Consider the following 17,661-nt stretch of genomic DNA (forward strand, 5'->3'; position numbering starts at 1 on the left):
ACTAAAAAAAGACATACATCATGAGCACAGCAACAGAAAACAAGCATTTAAAGGGTGGCGAGTTCCTGATTAAGGAAACCCCTGCTGAAGATGTGTTTATACCAGAAAACTGGGACGAAGAACAATTAATGATCGCTCAAACCTGCCAGGATTTTGTTGAGCAGAGAGTAGTACCTATTCTTGACCGTATCGATAATCAGGAAGAAGGCCTGATGGTAAGCCTTGTTGAACAGGCAGGCGAACTGGGTATATTAGGCGTATCATTACCAGAAGAATATGGCGGCTTTGGTAAAGATTTCACAACGGCCATGCTGATCAGCGAAAAAACAGGTCCGGGTGCTTCATTCTCTGTAGCTGTAATGGCACATACAGGCATAGGCACCTTGCCTATTTTATATTATGGAAACGAGGAACAAAAGCAAAAGTACATCCCTAAATTAGGTACAGGTGAATGGAAAGGCGCTTATTGCCTTACAGAACCGGGTGCCGGTTCAGATGCAAACTCTGGTAAGACAAGAGCTACACTTTCTGCTGATGGTAAACATTACATTATCAACGGGCAAAAAATGTGGATCACTAATGCCGGTTTTGCTGATGTATTCACCGTATTTGCCAAAATTGATGATGATGAAAATCTGAGTGCTTTTATTGTTGAGAAAGGATTTGAAGGTTTATCATTAAACCCGGAAGAACACAAAATGGGTATCAAGGGTAGCTCTACCCGCCAGGTGTTTTTTAACGACTGTAAAGTTCCGGTTAAGAACTTGTTGTCTGAACGCGGTAACGGTTTTAAAATAGCAGTAAATATCCTCAACCTTGGCCGTATTAAACTGGGCGGTGCTGCATTGGGTGCATCAAAACATGTAATTACCAATGCGGTACGTTATGCTAACGAGCGTGAGCAATTTGGCCGTCCTATTTCAAAATATGGTGCTATCAGGTATAAACTGGGCGAACAGGTGATCCGCACTTTTGCAACAGAATCAGCCATGTATCGCGCCAGCCAAAATATTGAAGATGCTACCCATAACCTTATTGAAGGTGGCATGGATGCATCTAAAGCTAAACTGAAAGGTACAGAGCTTTTTGCCATTGAAGCTGCCATGATCAAAGTCCATGCTTCAGAAGCATTGGATTATGTGGTTGACGAAGGTGTGCAAATTTATGGCGGTATGGGTTATAGTGCTGAGGCGCCTATGGACCGTGCTTACCGCGACAGCCGCATTAACCGCATCTTCGAGGGAACCAACGAGATCAATCGCATGCTTACGGTCGACATGATTCTAAAACGTGCCATGAAAGGCGAGCTTGACCTGATGGGCCCTGCTGAAGCTGTAGCTAAAGAGCTGCTGGCTATTCCGGATTTTAATACCGAAGAAGAAGACCTTTTCACAAAGGAAAAGAAATATGTAGCTAACTTTAAAAAGGCGGTATTACTTGTTGCCGGTGCTGCAGTGCAAAAACTAATGATGAACCTGGGCAAAGAACAGGAAGTTTTAATGCACCTGGCTGATATGGTGATTGAAACTTACGTAAGCGAATCATTGCAGCTGCGTGTAGAAAAACTGGCAGGCCAGCGCGGCGAAGAAAGCATTAAGGAGCAGATTGACATTATGCAGGTGTATATCCGCGATGCTGCCGACCGCATTTTTAAATCAGGTAAAGAAGCGTTAAATGCTTTTGCCGAAGGTGACGAACGCCGCATGATTATGGTTGGCCTTAAACGCTACACTAAAACCGAAGATATCAATACCACTGCAGCAAGGAGAAGAGTTGCAGCTAAATTAATAGAAGCTAACAAGTACTGTTTTTAACAGCTGCTTAACCAATTATAATCTACTTTACCATGGATCGTGCTACCAGATTATTTGACTGTATCCCTATACAAGCGCAAAAGCCTCAGCCTGACTTACTAAATGCTAAAATTAACGGCGTTTGGAAAGCCTACAGCACTGCCGAGGTACACGACAAAGTGTATCAGCTGGCAGCAGCCTTGTTACGCATGGGTATATCAACGGGCGACGGTACAACCGAAGGCCGGGACAAGATTGGTTTGGTGAGCAGCGGCCGTCCGGAGTGGCTAATTGTAGATTTGGCGGTGCAACTGGTAGGCGCTGTTTTGGTACCACTGTACCCCAACAGCAGCCTTAAAGAAATAGAACAGATACTGATCGAAGCTGAGGTTAAATGCATTTTTGTAAGCGATACCGAGCTTTGCAGTAAAGTATCTGCTATAAAAGATCATGTCCCATCGTTAAAAGCTATTTTCTCATTTGATGATGTATCTGAATGTATCAACTGGTCTACCCTGTTAAAAAATGTAACGGATACAGAGCGTAGCGAGATAGATAAGATAAGTGTCAACGTAACAGAGGACGATGTTACTACCATCATCTTTACGTCGGGTACAACAGGCAGGCCGAAAGGGGTTATGCTTACGCACAAAAACATTGTAAGCAATGTATCTGCATCAAGCCTTATTTTAGGGCAGATCCCTGTTGAGCAAAAAAAGGCGCTTAGCTTTTTACCGCTTAACCACATTTTCGAAAAAATGTGTACCTACATTTACTTGTTCAATGGCTTCTCTATCCACTATGCCGAAAGCATGGACACCATTGGCGCAAACATGAAGGAAGCGCAGCCTTATATTTTCACAGCCGTTCCGAGGTTGTTGGAAAAGGTGTTTGAAAAGATCATGATAGAGGGCAATAAGCTTACGGGTATTAAACGCAATATCTTTTTATGGTCTATCAAAGTAGCTGAACAGTTTGAGAACACAGGACGCAGCGCGTGGTATAACATTAAACTGGCTATTGCCGATAAACTGGTTTACAGTAAATGGCGCGCAGCTATTGGCGGTAATGTTAAAGCGATTATTGTAGGCAGTTCAGCATGCCCAATCAGACTCGAGCGCATTTTCACTGCGGCCGGTATGGTGGTAATGCAAGGTTACGGACTTACAGAAACTTCACCCGTTATAGCCGTAAATCAGTATGATCCATACAAACGCAAGTTTGGGACTGTTGGCCCGCTATTAAGTGATGTGGAAGTTAAGATTGCAGAAGACGGCGAGATTTTAACCAAAGGGCCCAACGTTATGGCTGGCTATTACAAAAACCCTGAGCTTACAGCCGAGGTAATTGAAGATGGCTGGTTTCATACAGGTGATATCGGCGAACTGGACAGCAATGGATTTTTAAAGATCACCGACCGTAAAAAAGAGATCTTCAAAACTTCAGGCGGTAAATATGTTGCGCCGGTGCCTATTGAAAACCGAATGAAAGAAAGTCCGCTGATTGAGCAGATGATGGTTATTGGTGCAGAACGTAAATTTACATCAGCGCTTATTGTACCATCATACCCTAACCTGAAACTTTGGTGCGATCAGAATAAACTGAAATACTTATCTCATAAGCAAATTATAGACGAACCACAGGTACAAGCCTTGTTTCAGTCCATAGTTGAAGGTTTTAATAAAGAATTTAACCACGTAGAACAGGTAAAGAAAATCACCTTAATGCCCGACGAGTGGACCATTGACGGCGGCGAGCTTACCCCTACCGGGAAAATGAAACGCCGTATTATTATGGATAAATATAAAAACGAAATAGAGCGCATGTACACCAGCGATATTGGCAGCGTTTCTGTTACCCACTAATTCAACCCTATGAAATTCTTAAAGCTGGAAATAAAAGATCGTTTAGCCATACTCACTTTAGACCGTGGTAAATCAAACGCGCTGAATACAGAAATGATGCAGGAGCTTATTGCTGCTGTCATCGATTTGAATGCTGATGAAAACATTGGCGGGTTGGTCATCACGGGTAAGGAGAATTTTTTTTCGGCAGGTGTAGACCTCATTGAAGTTTATCACTACGACGAACAGCAGGTCAAAACTTTCTGGGCTACATTCTTACAAATGCTGGGAACGCTGGCATCCTTCAAAAAACCGTTTGTAACAGCCATAACAGGCCATAGTCCGGCAGGTGGTTGTATTATCGCGATATGTTCCGACTACCGCGTAATGGCAAAGGGCGATTATATCATCGGCCTAAACGAAATACCTGTAGGCATTATAGTGCCCGATGCGGTGTTTCAGTTATACTCATTCTGGCTTGGCCAACGAAAAGCTTATCAATATCTGTTAGAAGGTAAATTGCTAAAATCAGAAGAAGCGCTTGCAAACGGCCTGGTTGATGAGTTAGCAGAAGCCGATGATGTGCTTGAAGCAGCTGAAAAAAAGGCACGCAGCTACATGAAATTTAGCCCGTCGACCTGGCAGCAAAGCAAATTAAATCTCAGAAAAGATTTACTTCAAAACATTAACGTTGACCACTCTGCCGGGTTAGACATTATGCTTAAACAATGGTGGGCAGCTGATACACGTGCCATATTAAAAGGTATGGTTGATAAATTGACTAACCCGGTTAAAAAATAACACGATGCAAAATATTACAGCCACAGGTATGTTGCGTGATGACGCATTTAAAGGTAAAACAATTATTATAACAGGTGGCGGCACTGGTTTGGGTAAAGCTATGGGCACTTACTTTTTAAAACTGGGTGCCAATCTTGTCATCACCAGCCGTAAACTGGATGTACTACAAAAAACAGCCAGCGAAATGGAAGCCGAAACTGGCGGTAAAGTTTTGCCGGTTGCATGTGATGTAAGAAATTATGATGAGATAGAAGATATGCTGCAAAAAGCTATTGAGGCTTTTGGTAGCGTAAACGCATTAGTTAACAATGCGGCAGGTAATTTTATATCCCCTACCGAAAGGCTATCAGCCAATGCCTTTTCTACCATTATTGATATCGTGCTCAAAGGCACGGTGAACTGCTCCCTGGCTTTAGGCAAATACTGGATCAAAGAAAAACAGACAGGGAATATTCTTAATATCGTTACTACTTATGCTTCAACAGGTTCGGGATATGTAGTGCCTTCTGCATGCGCCAAGGGTGGTGTTGTGGCCATGACGCGTTCTCTGGCTGTAGAGTGGGGCCGCCATCAAATCCGTACCAATGCAATAGCGCCAGGCCCCTTCCCTACTAAAGGTGCATGGGAAAGATTGCTGCCCGGGGAAATGGCTGAAAAGTTTGATTTCAAAAACCGTGTACCGCTTAAACGTGTTGGTCAGCACCAGGAACTGGCTAACCTGGCAGCCTTTTTAGTATCTGACTATTCGGGTTATATCAATGGAGATGTGATTACCATTGACGGCGGCGAATGGCTGCAAGGTGCCGGACAGTTTAACGGGCTTGAAATGGTCACCGATGTTATGTGGGATGGCATTGAAAAAATGATCCGATCGGCAAAAGGCAGCTAATCATTTGTAAATAATCGGGGTTTACACAACACGGCATAAATGACAAAGCCATACAGATTTTCTGTATGGCTTTGTGTTCAGTATTGTATTGCTACAGTTGATACTGTTGTTCTGAAACGTGTTCTAACCAATCGACTACCTTACCGTTAAGGTTTTCCTGAATGGCAATGTGTGTCATGGCATTTGTAGCCGAAGCGCCATGCCAGTGCTTTTCATCAGGTTCAAACCACACTACATCACCGGGGCGTACTTCCTGTACTGATCCGCCCTCACGTTGTACCCAGCCAATACCATCGGTAATAATAATGGTTTGCCCAAGCGGGTGCGTGTGCCATGCTGTTCTTGCTCCGGGTTCAAAAGTAACCTTTGCAGATGCTCCTCTGCGTGCTTCGTTGGCATCAAACAGCGGATCAATCCTTACAGCGCCGGTGAACCATTCGGCAGGGCCTTTTACGGAAGGTTTTGTCCCTAATTTGGTTATTTCCATTTCAAATACTATTTGTTTTTCAATGATGCCATATCGATAACAAAGCGATATTTTACATCTCCTTTCAAAAGGCGTTCATAAGCATCGTTGATTTGGTCGATATTAATCATCTCGATATCGGCAGCGATGTTATGCTTGCCACAGAAATCAAGCATTTCCTGTGTTTCGGCAATACCGCCAATCATAGAGCCGGCAAAGCTTTTGCGGCCCGGGATAAGGCTGAAAGCAGCTACCGGAAGCGGATGCTCTGGTGCGCCAACTAATGCCAAAGAACCATCTACACGCAATAAAGCCAGGTAAGCGTTAATGTCGTGCTCGGCAGAAACGGCATCTAAAATAAAGTGTAGCTTACCTCTGTAAGCAGCCATTTGCTCTTCATCTTTCGATAACACCACCTCATCTGCACCCAGGCGCTTAGCTTCGTCAAATTTTGATTGCGAAGTAGTAAACGCAATAACATGCGCACCCATTGCCTTTGCAATTTTAATTGCCATGTGGCCAAGGCCGCCAATACCTACAACACCCACTTTTTTACCCGGACCAACATTCCAGTGATGCAGCGGCGAATAGGTTGTGATACCGGCACAAAGCAATGGTGCAGTAGCAGCAGGGTCAAGATTATCAGGAATGTGTAGCACATAGTTTTCATCTACAACCACACTTTCAGAATAACCACCAAAAGTGGGTGTATCCTGTAAATATTTATCCGGCGAGTTATATGTACCCGTCATTCCAGGCTCGCAGTACTGCTCCAGGCCTTCCTTACAGTATTCACATTCGCGGCATGAGTCAACAATACACCCTACGCCCACCATGTCGCCTACTTTAAATTTGGTTACGTGGTCGCCTACACTTATAATCTTACCCACAATTTCATGTCCCGGAACGCATGGGTAAACGGTATTATGCCATTCGTTACGTGCAGTATGCAGGTCTGAGTGGCATACGCCGCAATAAAGTATGTCTATTTCAACATCGTGCGCAGTAGGTTTTCGGCGATTGATGTTTAACTGATCTAAAGAAGCTTCTGCGGCTTCGGTGCCGTAAGCTTTAACATTATTTACTTCCATAAGTATTTGATTCGTTTTGTCGTTTAAATAAGTAAAATATAGAGAAACTGTTTCGATAGATTTCAGATGCGAATTATCTGAAATCCGTGTAGCATTCCGAATAGCTGCAAATTGACTACTATGCAATAACTTTTCAGAAACGAAAACAACCTCGCCTCTTAATTTAAAATTTAACTCTTTTTAAAACCCATTATCTTGAAGTTACCTACCAATACTTTAGATCCATTTTTGTATTGTATTGGTCCACTGATGTATAGGTTTTTCGCAGTAGTGGGGAAAAATGCCAAGGCATCGGCCAGTTTGGTTTGATCCAGATAAACGATCATGCGATCACCATCAACAGTCACTGATACATGCATTTTACGGTTGGTGAAAGTAGTTAGATCAAAATCACTGGTTATATACTTACTATTAAATTCGCTGGCAATGGATACCTCATTGCGATTATAGTATTTAAGAGACACGTAAGCTCCCTCGTTACTTATATGCTCACGTACACTATTATCAGTAACAAACCCAAAATCAACCGGAGTGATGTCATCTATCTTATCTGCAATGGCTATAATGTCAAACTCAACTGTAAAATGTTTAGGATAAAACAGTTGTTTAGTCAGCTTGTAGGTAGCATGATCTGCAAGTGCAAGCCATTTTCCGCTTTCTCCTTCTGCAGAAACTACAGTTGCTGATCCATTTGTTTTAAATGACCTGGCCGTTGAACCAACCTGTACACCCGAAAAATCCTCTGCGAATATCAGGCTGTCACCCGCAACAAAGTCAAAGCCTGAATTGATTTTAATTTTCTTTCCTTTCGGGGCATCCGAAGAATTTGACGCCGGTACTTTTTTGTCAATCGCCTCACCGGCTTTCTGTGCCACTTTATCTTTAGCCTTTTGTAATAATCCGCTAAACTGGGCGTGGGCATTAACGTTAATAATTAGACCTGCTGCTGTAAAAACAATGAGTAAAAGTTTATTTTTCATAGATGTGAATGTTTACTGCAAATAAAAAGAAATATTATAAAATTGCATTCGGTCATTTTAAAATTAGACACGGTGATGAAGTATCATTTTAGAAGTAAAAGTTTATTTGCACTGTAATACTTCGCAAAATTTTTGTTCCTTTGTAACCCTTCATGACTCCGTAGCTCAGCTGGTAGAGCAAATGACTCTTAATCATTGGGTCGAGAGTTCGAATCTCTCCGGGGTCACTTAAAAAGCACGATAGTAAAACTATCGTGCTTTTTTATTTTTAGGTACACTGACTATTGAAATCCCAATTTTACATAACTTTAAGCCTAATGAACTATAAAAGAAGATCACATTTTTTTTATAGATAAATTAAGATACATGTTTCATATTGCAGGGATCATCATCTCTTTATTTCTTGTTTTACTGCTTGCCACAAAAAAAGGGAAATCAACAGCTGATTTTATTTTGGCCACATGGTTAGTTATTATTTCGTTCCATTTGTTGGCTTATTACCTGTTAACCTCCGGTTACTTTGTAAAATTCCCGTTCCTTTTGGGGTTTGAAATTCCTGTCCCGCTTATTCATGGGCCTTTTTTATACCTATACATTGCCGCCTTAACCAATCAAAGAAGCCGAACGCTGCCTTGGTTTATCCATTTCATTCCGGCCATTGCAGCATATATTTTGTTAGTGAATTTTTACAGCCTGCCTTATAGTGAGCAGGTCAGCGTTTATCAAAACAATGGAGTTGGATATGAGCGGCTACTTTCAATCATACGTTTTCCAATTATACCTTCGGGTGTAATTTACGTTATCGGTTCGCTGATTTTATTAAGAAAACACAGCAAAAATATCTCTGCACAGTTTTCACATTTAGAAAAGATCAATCTGAACTGGATAATTTATCTTACCGCAGGAATGGGTAGCATTTGGTTATCCATTATTTTCAGGCAAGAAACATTAACTTTTATCCTCGTCGATTTATTTATTCTGTTTATAGGCTATTTCGGTATAAAACAGGTTGGTATTTTTTCTGATCAAAGCACTGAAAACACATCGGACGACAATTTAAATGATACAGAAATTAATAGTGTTGATTCCCTAATTAAAGGCAGTGAGAAGATCAAATATCAGACTACGCTTTTGGATAATGAAGTTATTTCGAAAGTCCACATGCAGTTAAGTCTGTTGATGGAAAACGAAAAGCTCTATACCGATCCTGAATTAAAATTAGACGAACTTGCTAAGCGCTTGGCCGTAAATGGCAATACCTTATCCCAGGTAATTAATTCTGTAGAGCAGAGAAACTTCTACGATTACATCAACCACCTGCGTATAAACGAATTTAAAAGAATGGTAACCCTGCCTGAAAATAGCAGGTTTACGCTTCTATCCATTGCTTTCGAAGCGGGGTTTAACTCTAAGACCTCATTCAACCGGAACTTTAAAAAGGCAACCGGACTTTCGCCGAAGGCATATTGCCAGCAAGAGAAAATACGATTAGCAGAACAGGGCCAAGTAAAAGAGACCACCTTACCATTTGGCACCTCTTCCATTTAAGTTGATGCTTTCTTTGTAATGAACATCCTTAACAGGGTTTATTATTATTAACAACAAATTTAAATGAAGAAACTACGCCTCATCTTATTGGCACTGCTATCAGTACTTATTGGCCTTTATCCCCTATTTTATTATTTGAACAAAGGATTCGGGTTATTAAAATCGAAGCCGGCTGCAATTGTTGCAAACGCTGTTTGGCATACTTCTTTTTATATACACATTACATTTGGCGGAATCGCACTACTTATAGGCTGGATGCAGTTCAGTCCGAAGATTAGGGATAAAAGGATAACATTGCACAGGCAAATTGGCAAAATTTATATCGTTTCTGTTCTGTTGAGCGCACTCGCCGGATTTTATATTGCGTTTTATGCAATGACGGGCGCCCCAGCAGCTTTAGGCTTTATAAGCCTGAGCATTATCTGGTTTTATACAACACTGATGGGATATCTCCGTATCGTAAAAGGTAATCTGATTCAGCATCAAAAAATGATGATTTATAGCTATGCCTGCTGCTTTGCAGCCGTTACTCTAAGGCTTTGGCTACCTATTTTAAGCATTATATTTGGCAACTTCGAAACAGCATACATTATTGTAGCCTGGTGGTGTTGGATACCTAATTTGATTGTAGCGTATTTTATAATAAGAAAGACTGTTTATACCAAGCTGCAATAGCAATACCTGCATAACCTATCCATATTCTTGTTTAGAATAAGGTTTTGTATAAGGATTAGAGACTTAGCATAGTCACTTTGGAAGTTGACAATTCAATTTGTTTACTGCTTGAATCATATTCATGCTGCAAAGAAGGTAGGGTTGAGAATATCTAAGAATATTAAGTATATTGTGTATAGCTTTATTAAACCATGACCAATCATAGTATCGATAGTTTAAAACTGTATAAAAGTCATATTGACTCGCTAAATAAAATTATTGCAGCAATGCATAATAACAAGAGCGCTTTTAAGATCGATGAGGCCTCTGTACAAGCAGCTTTAATTGTTGCAGCCACAACTTTATTCACTGTTATTGTTGGATTTGTATTTAAGGACTATCTAATTCCTGGTTGGATTGAAAAAAGAGCTGCCAGTCGAACTGGCCAAGCATTATTCCAGCTCTACAAGGTCAACCTTTTTCGTTCGGCCAATGCTATTAATAACCGACTGCATGAGATTTATCGGACCCGATCACATTATTTATGGAGCAATGCTCCACTAAATACCTTTTACGACTACAAATACAAAAGCTCCATTTACCGACTTTGCGTACTTATGGGTTGGATCAGGGCTTATCGCGTTCTGGAATCGTCAATGACCATTGCCAAAAGCGATACTAAATTCCACGAAATTTCCGGATGTATCAATTCACTTGAATCTGCATTGGCAGATGGACAACGAATTGAAATGTATGTAGCGAAGGCTCTTTTTACAATTGCGAAAGTCAGGTCCGATTCTATTCCAGCCGATATTCTGGAGAAGTTTTCAGTCGAACTGGATCATCTCGTCATCCAGTACTTGCAGTATAATGTGCTGGATTATATTGCGGATCTCTCTACAGAGCAGCAATATGCTTTTATTGCCGATCTTGAAAAACTCCTAGCCACACTCAAAATCAAACATGAACCATTGGAAGCCAATAGGGAATTAATCATCAAAGAAGTGTCTGTTAAACTTGGACTAATTTATCGTGATTGGCAGCAAGGTATAGGTGACCTGATGTTGCAAAAGGACGAGCAGACCTATAATGTTATTAGTTATAAGACCTTTGAAGAATACTGGGAAATGAAGGAAGACACTTCGGAAAAGAAGTGGCTGAAACGAGCCGAAGTAATGTTCGAAAATCTCGATTTGCGTGTAGATCAACAAAGCGATTCCCGTATCGAACAACTCAAATTGGTATATGCCAGTATTTACAGACTATTAAATGCCTTGTATACAACTAAAACTAGTATAAGCCCGATCAGTCAGAAAGATTTTAATAAAATTCCAGTGACCATTGATAGCCCCAGGAAATCACAGAAAACATGACACACTTAATTCAGCCAGAATAAAAGGGCTTTTAGATATTGCAGCTGGAATAGATATTCTAATAGACACTAAATCCAAGACTTTGGTTGAGGAGAATAAAATGACGGGTAAACTTAAAAGCTGGTTTTAGATCGGCCATTCCTAAAGCCATACTCTTTCTACAAAACAAGAAAGGAGCAGCTCGCCTGCTCCTTTCTATGTATTAACTTTAAACTATTGCATGAAAAAACCGATGCAAAAGTGATGTCTTAGTATTGGTTCTGTGTAAGCCTTATATTAAGTTATTGTACCAACAAAGGCTGTTTGGCGGCATGCCGCGCAAATATGGTATCCAGTACCTGCTGGGTTTGGTCGGGGTAATTTACCTGTATTACCTGCCCGTTTTGCAACCAGTTGGTAATCACCTCGTCGTGTTTGGCTTTTAAGCTTTTTATTACCGTTACCCCCATCGATTTTAAGGCAGCGGCGTTCAGCTGCTGCTCGTACTGGTTTTTCATCGGGATAACCAATAGTTTCTTTTTCATAAACAGGGCTTCGGCGGGTGTTTCAAAACCTGCACCGCACAATACCCCGGCAGACGTTGCCATGCTATGGATAAACTCCTCGTTATTGATGGGTTGTATGCTGATGTGCTTATGCTTAAACGCCTTTTTGTTGTGTTTTGAAAACACATCCCATTGCACCTGCTTAAACTTCGACAGCTTTTCAATCAGCTTGTCGTCGTCAAATGCAGGCAGGTAAACCGTATAGTGACCGCGGTTTTCTACCAGCTGCTCACGCACCTGTTTGCGTATCACCGGGGTATAAATATTCCCGGCAAAAGACTTAAAGTGGAAACCGTACTGTTCGGTAACAGGGGCGTACTGTTTTAGTATCAGCTTACCGATCATATCATCAGAATCAGCCTTAGGCACATTTTGCGCCAGCACCGCCGACTGGTGACTTAAGCCAATGCAGGTTTTATTTTTAAGATAACATGCCCATGCCGATACAGGTTCAAAATCGCAGAGTACTAAGTCGTATTCTTCAACGGGTAACTGGTTAACCTCTTTTAAAAACTTACGGAAGTTTGATTTATAGAATGTTCGCCACAGGTCTACCCCGCCGCTTTTACCAAAAATAAAGCCCATACCATGAAACTTGTATTTCACTGGGAAAGGCAATTTCAAATCACCCTGTATGCCGCTTACCACTACATCCACCTCGGCCATTTGCTGCAACCGCGGAACAATGTCCATTGAGCGGCTTAAATGTCCGTTACCTGTACCCTGTATGGCATATAGCACCTTCATTTTTTGATAAATTTATTAAAGATGCAGGATTTGTGTTAACTAAACATCAACAGGCAGTTAAGTTGTTAAGTCGTTAATTTAAGGGCTTCAAAAATCTCGGCAAACAACAATCCGCTACCGCCACCGTAATGCCTTACCACAGGTATAGTTTTGCTGTGCTCAAAGAAGTTATTTTCTTCAGCTTCGGTAAGGCCGCTTCCCAGTAAAACAAGGTCAAACTTACCGCTATCTATCATTTCATTTGCTTCCGTTATATTGCTCACACCAATAGCATTATACGTCTCATTGTTTTTAATGAGGCGTATAATGGTGGCCAGTATATCCTGATGTGTGCAAATAACCAGTATCTCTGTTTTTTCCATAGGTAATTTATTAACCTAACATAGGTACTTCCATCAACAATGCCTGCGCATCTTCACTTGCCTTAATATTGAAGCTTTCGGCTTCCCATATACCAAAGCCGTCGCGCTGGCTTAACTGGGTTCCGTCTATTTCAAGCTTACCGCTTAAAACAAATACATATACACCGTTTGCTTTATCTTTAAGCTGATACTCAATTTCTGTCCCTTTATCAAGGCTCCCCATGTGGAACCAGGCATTCTGGTAAATCCATACACCTTCATCGTCAGCATTTGGGGATAAGATCTGGTGCAGTTTATTTTTCTCTTTAAGATCAATTTGAATTTGATCATACCGTGGCTGTACATTCCGTTTGTTTGGAAATAACCAGATCTGTAAAAACTTTACAGGCTCGCCTTCTTTATGATTATACTCTGAGTGGTATATACCCGTACCGGCACTCATTACCTGTATTTCTCCTTGTTTAATTACAGCTTCGTTACCCATACTATCGCGGTGGATTAACTCGCCTTCCAGCGGAATGGAAATGATTTCCATATTATCGTGCGGGTGTTCGCCAAAGCCTCTCGAACCTGCTACCGTATCGTCATTTAAAACGCGTAATGCACCAAAGTTCATCCTATCGGGATTATAATAACCTGCGAAACTAAATGTATGATGACTTTTTAACCAACCATGGTCAGCAAATCCACGTGTTGCTGCCTGATGTAAAACTGTTTTTGCCATTGTTGTAGTGATTTAACAATACAAAAGTATACCCTTTGCAACCGTGCACACTTGATGTAGGTTAAGAAATGAAACCCTGCAACAATTGTTTATTAAATAAGAAAAGCCATAATGCGAATGCATTATGGTCTTTCTTAAAATCCGCTTATTTATTTACAAAGCCTTATTGATCGCCTGTTTTGCCAACGGTTCCATGATCTTGTAACCGTCAGGGTTAGGGTGTACACCATCCGGCGATAGCTTTTCAGGCAGCCCCTTTTGGCCGTCAACCATCGCCGAATAGTAATCAAGATATACCAGATGCTTTTTAGCAGAATATTCCTTAATCATGTTATTTAACTCGATCACTTTATCAGAAGGATCAATCTCCGGCCGCCATCTGAAATGATTTGCCGGAAGCACCGAGCAAAGCACCACTTTAATACCGGCTTCTTTAGCCAGTATTGCCATTGATTGTATGTTGCCAAAAACTTCGGGTAAAGTGATGGGGCCGTTATTCTGTGCAATATCATTGATACCCGCCAGGATAACTACCACTTTAGGATGCAGGTTAATTACATCCTGACGGAACCGCACCAGCATCTGTGTAGTGGTTTGCCCGCTAATACCACGATCTATGTAATTATTTGATGAAAAGAATGATGAGTCGTTTTTAATCCAAAAATCAGTGATGGAATCGCCCATGTAAACAGCCACAGGATTGACGCCTGAGTTTCTTACCTGTTCATTGGCTTCTGCATAACGGTTCACATTTGCCCAATCGGCTGTACGCTTCGCTGGTTGCGGTTTCGGCCTGGCAGCGCTATCGGTCTTAGCGATCTGCGCATAAGAACTTCCGGCAATTAATAGCGGTAATGCAATGCCCGCTAATGTTTTTAATACGTTCATAAGTGATTGCAATATTAAGTACTAAGTATTAACTTATTATTTCTTTAGCGCATCAATTTGCGCTAATCGCGCGTAGATCTCCATCATGGCACCCTGATCTATCAATCTTTTAACCGGCCTGCCGCTAACCAGGTTATGCTTATCACGCTCGGTAAGCCAGATCTGCTCGGCATCTTTTTTATAAAAATCGATCCATTCAGGGTTACGGTCTACTTCATAAAGCGCCTGGTAACCCCGTAACATCACTGCATTAAACCAGTACTCGTTATTAGGCAACCGGCCATTTTTAAAAAAGTGAGCGATACCTGCCTTGGCTATCCTGCGTGCCTCTGTTAAATATTGTTGCTTCTTAGTTACCTGGTACAGCAGTACGTTTGATTGCAGCATGGTACCGATATTGTACGTATAAAATGCCTTGCCAATTTTATGCGTTTTGGTGTTGATGTTGTCCCAATAGATACCTTCGGGAGCTTGTAACCAGCGGTTAGTCCAGTTGTAAACGCTCATTGCATAATCGAGGTATGCTTTTTTATGGGTAAGCTTGTATAACTGCAATGCTATAATTACAGCCGGACCGTTTGAACAGGTATTTTTAGTATTAAGGTCGCCTTCTTTCCAGTAAACGCCGCCACCCGTTACCGTATCAGTTCCGCTTAAAATGAACTTGTAAATAAGTTGAGCCTTATCTAAATATGTTTTGCGATGAGTACGATTGTAGGCATCTATAAAAGTGATAGCCAGCCATTCGTTATCATCATAAAACCGGCTGCTTTTTCTTTCACTTAAAACATAATCCTGGTAGGCAGGTACCGGAGGTTCATCGCTGTAGTACTGATCAATGGCCTTTTCAACAGGCTGCATGTAACGTGCTCCTTTGTCTAAAGCTTCCATTTCATTAGCGCCCTGAACCATTGCCGTTAGCGGCCACAACCACGAGTGTGGATTTTCGTTCTTAGCTTCGGTTGTTTCGTAATAAAGCGACTTGCTGCTATCGCGAAGATAGTGGTTGACACTTTTATTAATAAGTTGAGCCCGATTGATATAATCAGATTGCGCTTTAGCATTACTTAAAAGTAAAAATGACAACAGCAGAAATAGTAGTTTTTTTAGCTTCATAAAATCAGGCAGATAATAATTGGAAAGCACTAAGCAAATATTTAAGTTTATTAACGGTTGTTAATTACCAGTCAGAATTTATCGGGGTAATAAATTTCTTTTAGCTAAACTACAAACTTTGCTTACATTACAATTAAGTATAACTATTATGTGACAAAAAAGGCCAGTCTTGTAACTGCTCTTAAATTGCCCCTATGCCTTCTGCAACACGGCAAGCCTCAATGGCATTGGTTACATTCAGTTTCTGAAAAATGTTTTGTCTGTGCCTGTTTATTGTATTTATGCTTAGTGAAAGCTGATCTGCAATCTCCTTACTCCGGCATCCCAGTTTAACCAGATGCAATATTTCCTTCTCCCTTGCTGATAAAATATCTGTAAACTTTTGTTGGTTGATGTCGATGATCTCACCTGTCCGGTTATTAATGATCACTCCATCCGGAACGGCAAAACCCGAATGCTCATAAACGCGATTGTAAAGGCAAAGCGCCAGCCAGATGCTTTCGTCTTCAGAACTGTTAATGTACATCAGCCTGTGCTTAAAGGCTATATACTTACCTTCCGGGATTTTAACCCTCAGCCTTGTGATTACCTCAAAACAATGCCGATCATCAATGCTTAAAGTATTTAACAGCTGAAAAAACTGCAATTCTAACCTATACTTCTTTTGCAGATCATCGGCATGTACACGGCTTAGTAATTCATCTTCCCAAATCGAGTTAATCTCTGATGGTTGGTTGTTCAGCTTAAGCTGCGCTGCTACAGCACCATAATAAATGTAGCTTTTACGCGCCTTCATGTCGCTAAGTACGCTGATACAGTTTTCGAGGTTAGCGTACAGACCTGCAACCAGTTTTGCACTGTCGAGCTGTAACCCGGTAGTTAACGTTGCATTAAAGGTTTGTGACAGTAACTTTATGTCGAGCAGTTCGCGAATGTTCTCCATTTACTTATGGTTATTATTTACCATTGAATTCAGTTTCAACAGTAAATAACTTTGCGAACATACAAAAGCTGAAGCTAAGTCAGCTGATCATCAATTAAACATGAAAAGAATCTTTTTATTGCTAACCTTAATTATTGCTACCAACAAAATGATGGCACAAAGCCTTGAAAAAATGCAATGGTATAATGAGCCCGAACATTGGGAAATCAAGAACAACAGCCTGATTATGCAGGTAACACCTAAAAGTGATTACTGGCGGATATCACATTATGGTTTTACTGTTGATGATGCCCCATTCTATTATTCAACTTACGGTGGCGAATTTGAAGCAAAAGTTAAGCTAACAGGCGCTTATAAAGCCAGATTCGATCAGATGGGATTAATGTTACGAACCGACCACAAAAACTATATTAAAACAGGTGTAGAGTTTGTTGACGGCAAGTTTAATGTAAGTACCGTGGTTACCCACGAAAAAAGTGACTGGAGTGTAACTACCTTAGATAAGGTGCCTCAATTTATCTGGATAAAGGTAGTGCGCCGCTTAGATGCACTTGAAATTTTCTATTCCTTAGATGATAAAACTTACATCATGACCCGTAATGCACCGCTGCAAGATAACACCCCTGTAATGGTAGGCTTAATGGCGGCGTGCCCTGATGGCAATGGATTTGAGGCTAAATTTGAGAACTTTACAGTTAAACATTTACCAGACCAACGCAGGTTGGAATGGCTTAAAAATCATCAATAAACCTAAACAGCATGGCTGCCATTAACAGCCATGCTATCACAATCTGATTTGTAATAACACCGTACACAAGTGTTCGCTTACGTACACCTGAATATCTACTCAATATACTGATTAACAGTTAAATAAATATTAGGCTTAAAATTGGCTAA

At 41.0% G+C, this 17,661-nt stretch carries 17 protein-coding genes and 1 tRNA gene; 9 read left to right on the forward strand and 9 right to left on the reverse strand.

Features of this window, described 5'->3' with window-relative positions; genetic code table 11:
- Window positions 1-20: 20 nt before the first annotated feature.
- The 4 genes from PQ461_RS13130 to PQ461_RS13145 are packed head-to-tail and all read left to right on the forward strand — an operon-like array spanning window position 21 to window position 5,327.
- Window positions 21-1,814: an acyl-CoA dehydrogenase FadE gene (locus PQ461_RS13130; RefSeq protein ID WP_274205979.1), complete on the forward strand. Its 1,794-nt coding sequence runs from the start codon at window positions 21-23 to the stop codon at window positions 1,812-1,814.
- Window positions 1,815-1,846: 32 nt separating this feature from the next.
- Window positions 1,847-3,658, forward strand: coding sequence for an AMP-dependent synthetase/ligase (locus PQ461_RS13135; protein WP_274205980.1), 1,812 nt, complete (start codon window positions 1,847-1,849; stop codon window positions 3,656-3,658).
- Between the two features lie 9 nt (window positions 3,659-3,667).
- Window positions 3,668-4,438, forward strand: coding sequence for an enoyl-CoA hydratase/isomerase family protein (locus tag PQ461_RS13140; protein WP_274205981.1), 771 nt, complete (start codon window positions 3,668-3,670; stop codon window positions 4,436-4,438).
- Between the two features lie 4 nt (window positions 4,439-4,442).
- Entirely contained in the window at window positions 4,443-5,327 is an 885-nt protein-coding gene (locus tag PQ461_RS13145) for an SDR family oxidoreductase (RefSeq protein ID WP_274205982.1), read from the forward strand.
- A 91-nt stretch (window positions 5,328-5,418) separates the two neighbouring features.
- Here PQ461_RS13145 and PQ461_RS13150 read toward each other — a convergent pair whose 3' ends face one another.
- From PQ461_RS13150 to PQ461_RS13160, 3 genes are all read right to left on the reverse strand, one after another.
- Window positions 5,419-5,814, reverse strand: coding sequence for a (R)-mandelonitrile lyase (locus PQ461_RS13150; protein ID WP_274205983.1), 396 nt, complete (start codon window positions 5,812-5,814; stop codon window positions 5,419-5,421).
- A gap of 8 nt (window positions 5,815-5,822) precedes the next feature.
- Complete coding sequence (locus tag PQ461_RS13155; protein WP_274205984.1) at window positions 5,823-6,884, reverse strand: NAD(P)-dependent alcohol dehydrogenase; 1,062 nt, start codon at window positions 6,882-6,884, stop codon at window positions 5,823-5,825.
- A 170-nt stretch (window positions 6,885-7,054) separates the two neighbouring features.
- Window positions 7,055-7,864 (reverse strand): hypothetical protein, encoded by an 810-nt coding sequence (locus tag PQ461_RS13160; protein WP_274205985.1) that lies wholly within the window; start codon window positions 7,862-7,864, stop codon window positions 7,055-7,057.
- A 154-nt stretch (window positions 7,865-8,018) separates the two neighbouring features.
- On the opposite strand from PQ461_RS13160, the gene PQ461_RS13165 reads away from it, so the two are divergent.
- The 4 genes from PQ461_RS13165 (at window position 8,019) to PQ461_RS13180 (ending at window position 11,439) form a co-directional block, all read left to right on the forward strand.
- Window positions 8,019-8,091 (forward strand) — tRNA-Lys (locus PQ461_RS13165).
- 139 nt (window positions 8,092-8,230) lie between these two features.
- Window positions 8,231-9,412 (forward strand): helix-turn-helix domain-containing protein, encoded by a 1,182-nt coding sequence (locus PQ461_RS13170; RefSeq protein WP_274205986.1) that lies wholly within the window; start codon window positions 8,231-8,233, stop codon window positions 9,410-9,412.
- A 63-nt stretch (window positions 9,413-9,475) separates the two neighbouring features.
- Window positions 9,476-10,087, forward strand: a complete 612-nt coding sequence (locus tag PQ461_RS13175) for a DUF2306 domain-containing protein (RefSeq protein ID WP_274205987.1) — start codon at window positions 9,476-9,478, stop codon at window positions 10,085-10,087.
- A gap of 191 nt (window positions 10,088-10,278) precedes the next feature.
- Window positions 10,279-11,439, forward strand: coding sequence for a hypothetical protein (locus PQ461_RS13180; protein ID WP_274205988.1), 1,161 nt, complete (start codon window positions 10,279-10,281; stop codon window positions 11,437-11,439).
- Between the two features lie 281 nt (window positions 11,440-11,720).
- On the opposite strand, the gene PQ461_RS13185 is transcribed toward PQ461_RS13180, so the two are convergent.
- The 6 genes from PQ461_RS13185 to PQ461_RS13210 form a co-directional block, all read right to left on the reverse strand.
- Complete coding sequence (locus PQ461_RS13185; RefSeq protein ID WP_274205989.1) at window positions 11,721-12,731, reverse strand: glycosyltransferase family protein; 1,011 nt, start codon at window positions 12,729-12,731, stop codon at window positions 11,721-11,723.
- Between the two features lie 65 nt (window positions 12,732-12,796).
- Window positions 12,797-13,093, reverse strand: coding sequence for a hypothetical protein (locus PQ461_RS13190; protein ID WP_274205990.1), 297 nt, complete (start codon window positions 13,091-13,093; stop codon window positions 12,797-12,799).
- Between the two features lie 10 nt (window positions 13,094-13,103).
- A complete protein-coding gene (locus PQ461_RS13195; RefSeq protein WP_274205991.1) occupies window positions 13,104-13,817 on the reverse strand; it encodes a pirin family protein in 714 nt (237 codons plus the stop codon).
- 153 nt (window positions 13,818-13,970) lie between these two features.
- The gene (locus tag PQ461_RS13200) at window positions 13,971-14,705 is read right to left on the reverse strand and encodes an SGNH/GDSL hydrolase family protein (RefSeq protein ID WP_274205992.1); all 735 of its coding nucleotides are present in this window, start codon (window positions 14,703-14,705) and stop codon (window positions 13,971-13,973) included.
- 36 nt (window positions 14,706-14,741) lie between these two features.
- Window positions 14,742-15,821, reverse strand: a complete 1,080-nt coding sequence (locus PQ461_RS13205) for a glycoside hydrolase family 76 protein (protein ID WP_274205993.1) — start codon at window positions 15,819-15,821, stop codon at window positions 14,742-14,744.
- Window positions 15,822-16,002: 181 nt separating this feature from the next.
- A complete protein-coding gene (locus PQ461_RS13210) occupies window positions 16,003-16,764 on the reverse strand; it encodes a response regulator transcription factor (protein ID WP_274205994.1) in 762 nt (253 codons plus the stop codon).
- Window positions 16,765-16,864: 100 nt separating this feature from the next.
- Here PQ461_RS13210 and PQ461_RS13215 point away from each other — a divergent pair, with 100 nt between their 5' ends.
- Window positions 16,865-17,512: a DUF1349 domain-containing protein gene (locus tag PQ461_RS13215; protein WP_274205995.1), complete on the forward strand. Its 648-nt coding sequence runs from the start codon at window positions 16,865-16,867 to the stop codon at window positions 17,510-17,512.
- The last annotated feature ends 149 nt before the right edge of the window (window positions 17,513-17,661 follow it).

Source organism: Mucilaginibacter sp. KACC 22063 (assembly GCF_028736115.1).
Classification (GTDB): Bacteria; Bacteroidota; Bacteroidia; order Sphingobacteriales; family Sphingobacteriaceae; genus Mucilaginibacter.

Coding starts and splice junctions, on each gene's coding strand:
- PQ461_RS13130 (WP_274205979.1), top strand. CDS start 21: ATGAGCACAGCAACAGAAAACAAGCATTTAAAGGGTGGCGAGTTCCTG.
- PQ461_RS13135 (WP_274205980.1), top strand. CDS start 1,847: ATGGATCGTGCTACCAGATTATTTGACTGTATCCCTATACAAGCGCAA.
- PQ461_RS13140 (WP_274205981.1), top strand. CDS start 3,668: ATGAAATTCTTAAAGCTGGAAATAAAAGATCGTTTAGCCATACTCACT.
- PQ461_RS13145 (WP_274205982.1), top strand. CDS start 4,443: ATGCAAAATATTACAGCCACAGGTATGTTGCGTGATGACGCATTTAAA.
- PQ461_RS13150 (WP_274205983.1), bottom strand. CDS start 5,814: ATGGAAATAACCAAATTAGGGACAAAACCTTCCGTAAAAGGCCCTGCC.
- PQ461_RS13155 (WP_274205984.1), bottom strand. CDS start 6,884: ATGGAAGTAAATAATGTTAAAGCTTACGGCACCGAAGCCGCAGAAGCT.
- PQ461_RS13160 (WP_274205985.1), bottom strand. CDS start 7,864: ATGAAAAATAAACTTTTACTCATTGTTTTTACAGCAGCAGGTCTAATT.
- PQ461_RS13170 (WP_274205986.1), top strand. CDS start 8,231: ATGTTTCATATTGCAGGGATCATCATCTCTTTATTTCTTGTTTTACTG.
- PQ461_RS13175 (WP_274205987.1), top strand. CDS start 9,476: ATGAAGAAACTACGCCTCATCTTATTGGCACTGCTATCAGTACTTATT.
- PQ461_RS13180 (WP_274205988.1), top strand. CDS start 10,279: ATGACCAATCATAGTATCGATAGTTTAAAACTGTATAAAAGTCATATT.
- PQ461_RS13185 (WP_274205989.1), bottom strand. CDS start 12,731: ATGAAGGTGCTATATGCCATACAGGGTACAGGTAACGGACATTTAAGC.
- PQ461_RS13190 (WP_274205990.1), bottom strand. CDS start 13,093: ATGGAAAAAACAGAGATACTGGTTATTTGCACACATCAGGATATACTG.
- PQ461_RS13195 (WP_274205991.1), bottom strand. CDS start 13,817: ATGGCAAAAACAGTTTTACATCAGGCAGCAACACGTGGATTTGCTGAC.
- PQ461_RS13200 (WP_274205992.1), bottom strand. CDS start 14,705: ATGAACGTATTAAAAACATTAGCGGGCATTGCATTACCGCTATTAATT.
- PQ461_RS13205 (WP_274205993.1), bottom strand. CDS start 15,821: ATGAAGCTAAAAAAACTACTATTTCTGCTGTTGTCATTTTTACTTTTA.
- PQ461_RS13210 (WP_274205994.1), bottom strand. CDS start 16,764: ATGGAGAACATTCGCGAACTGCTCGACATAAAGTTACTGTCACAAACC.
- PQ461_RS13215 (WP_274205995.1), top strand. CDS start 16,865: ATGAAAAGAATCTTTTTATTGCTAACCTTAATTATTGCTACCAACAAA.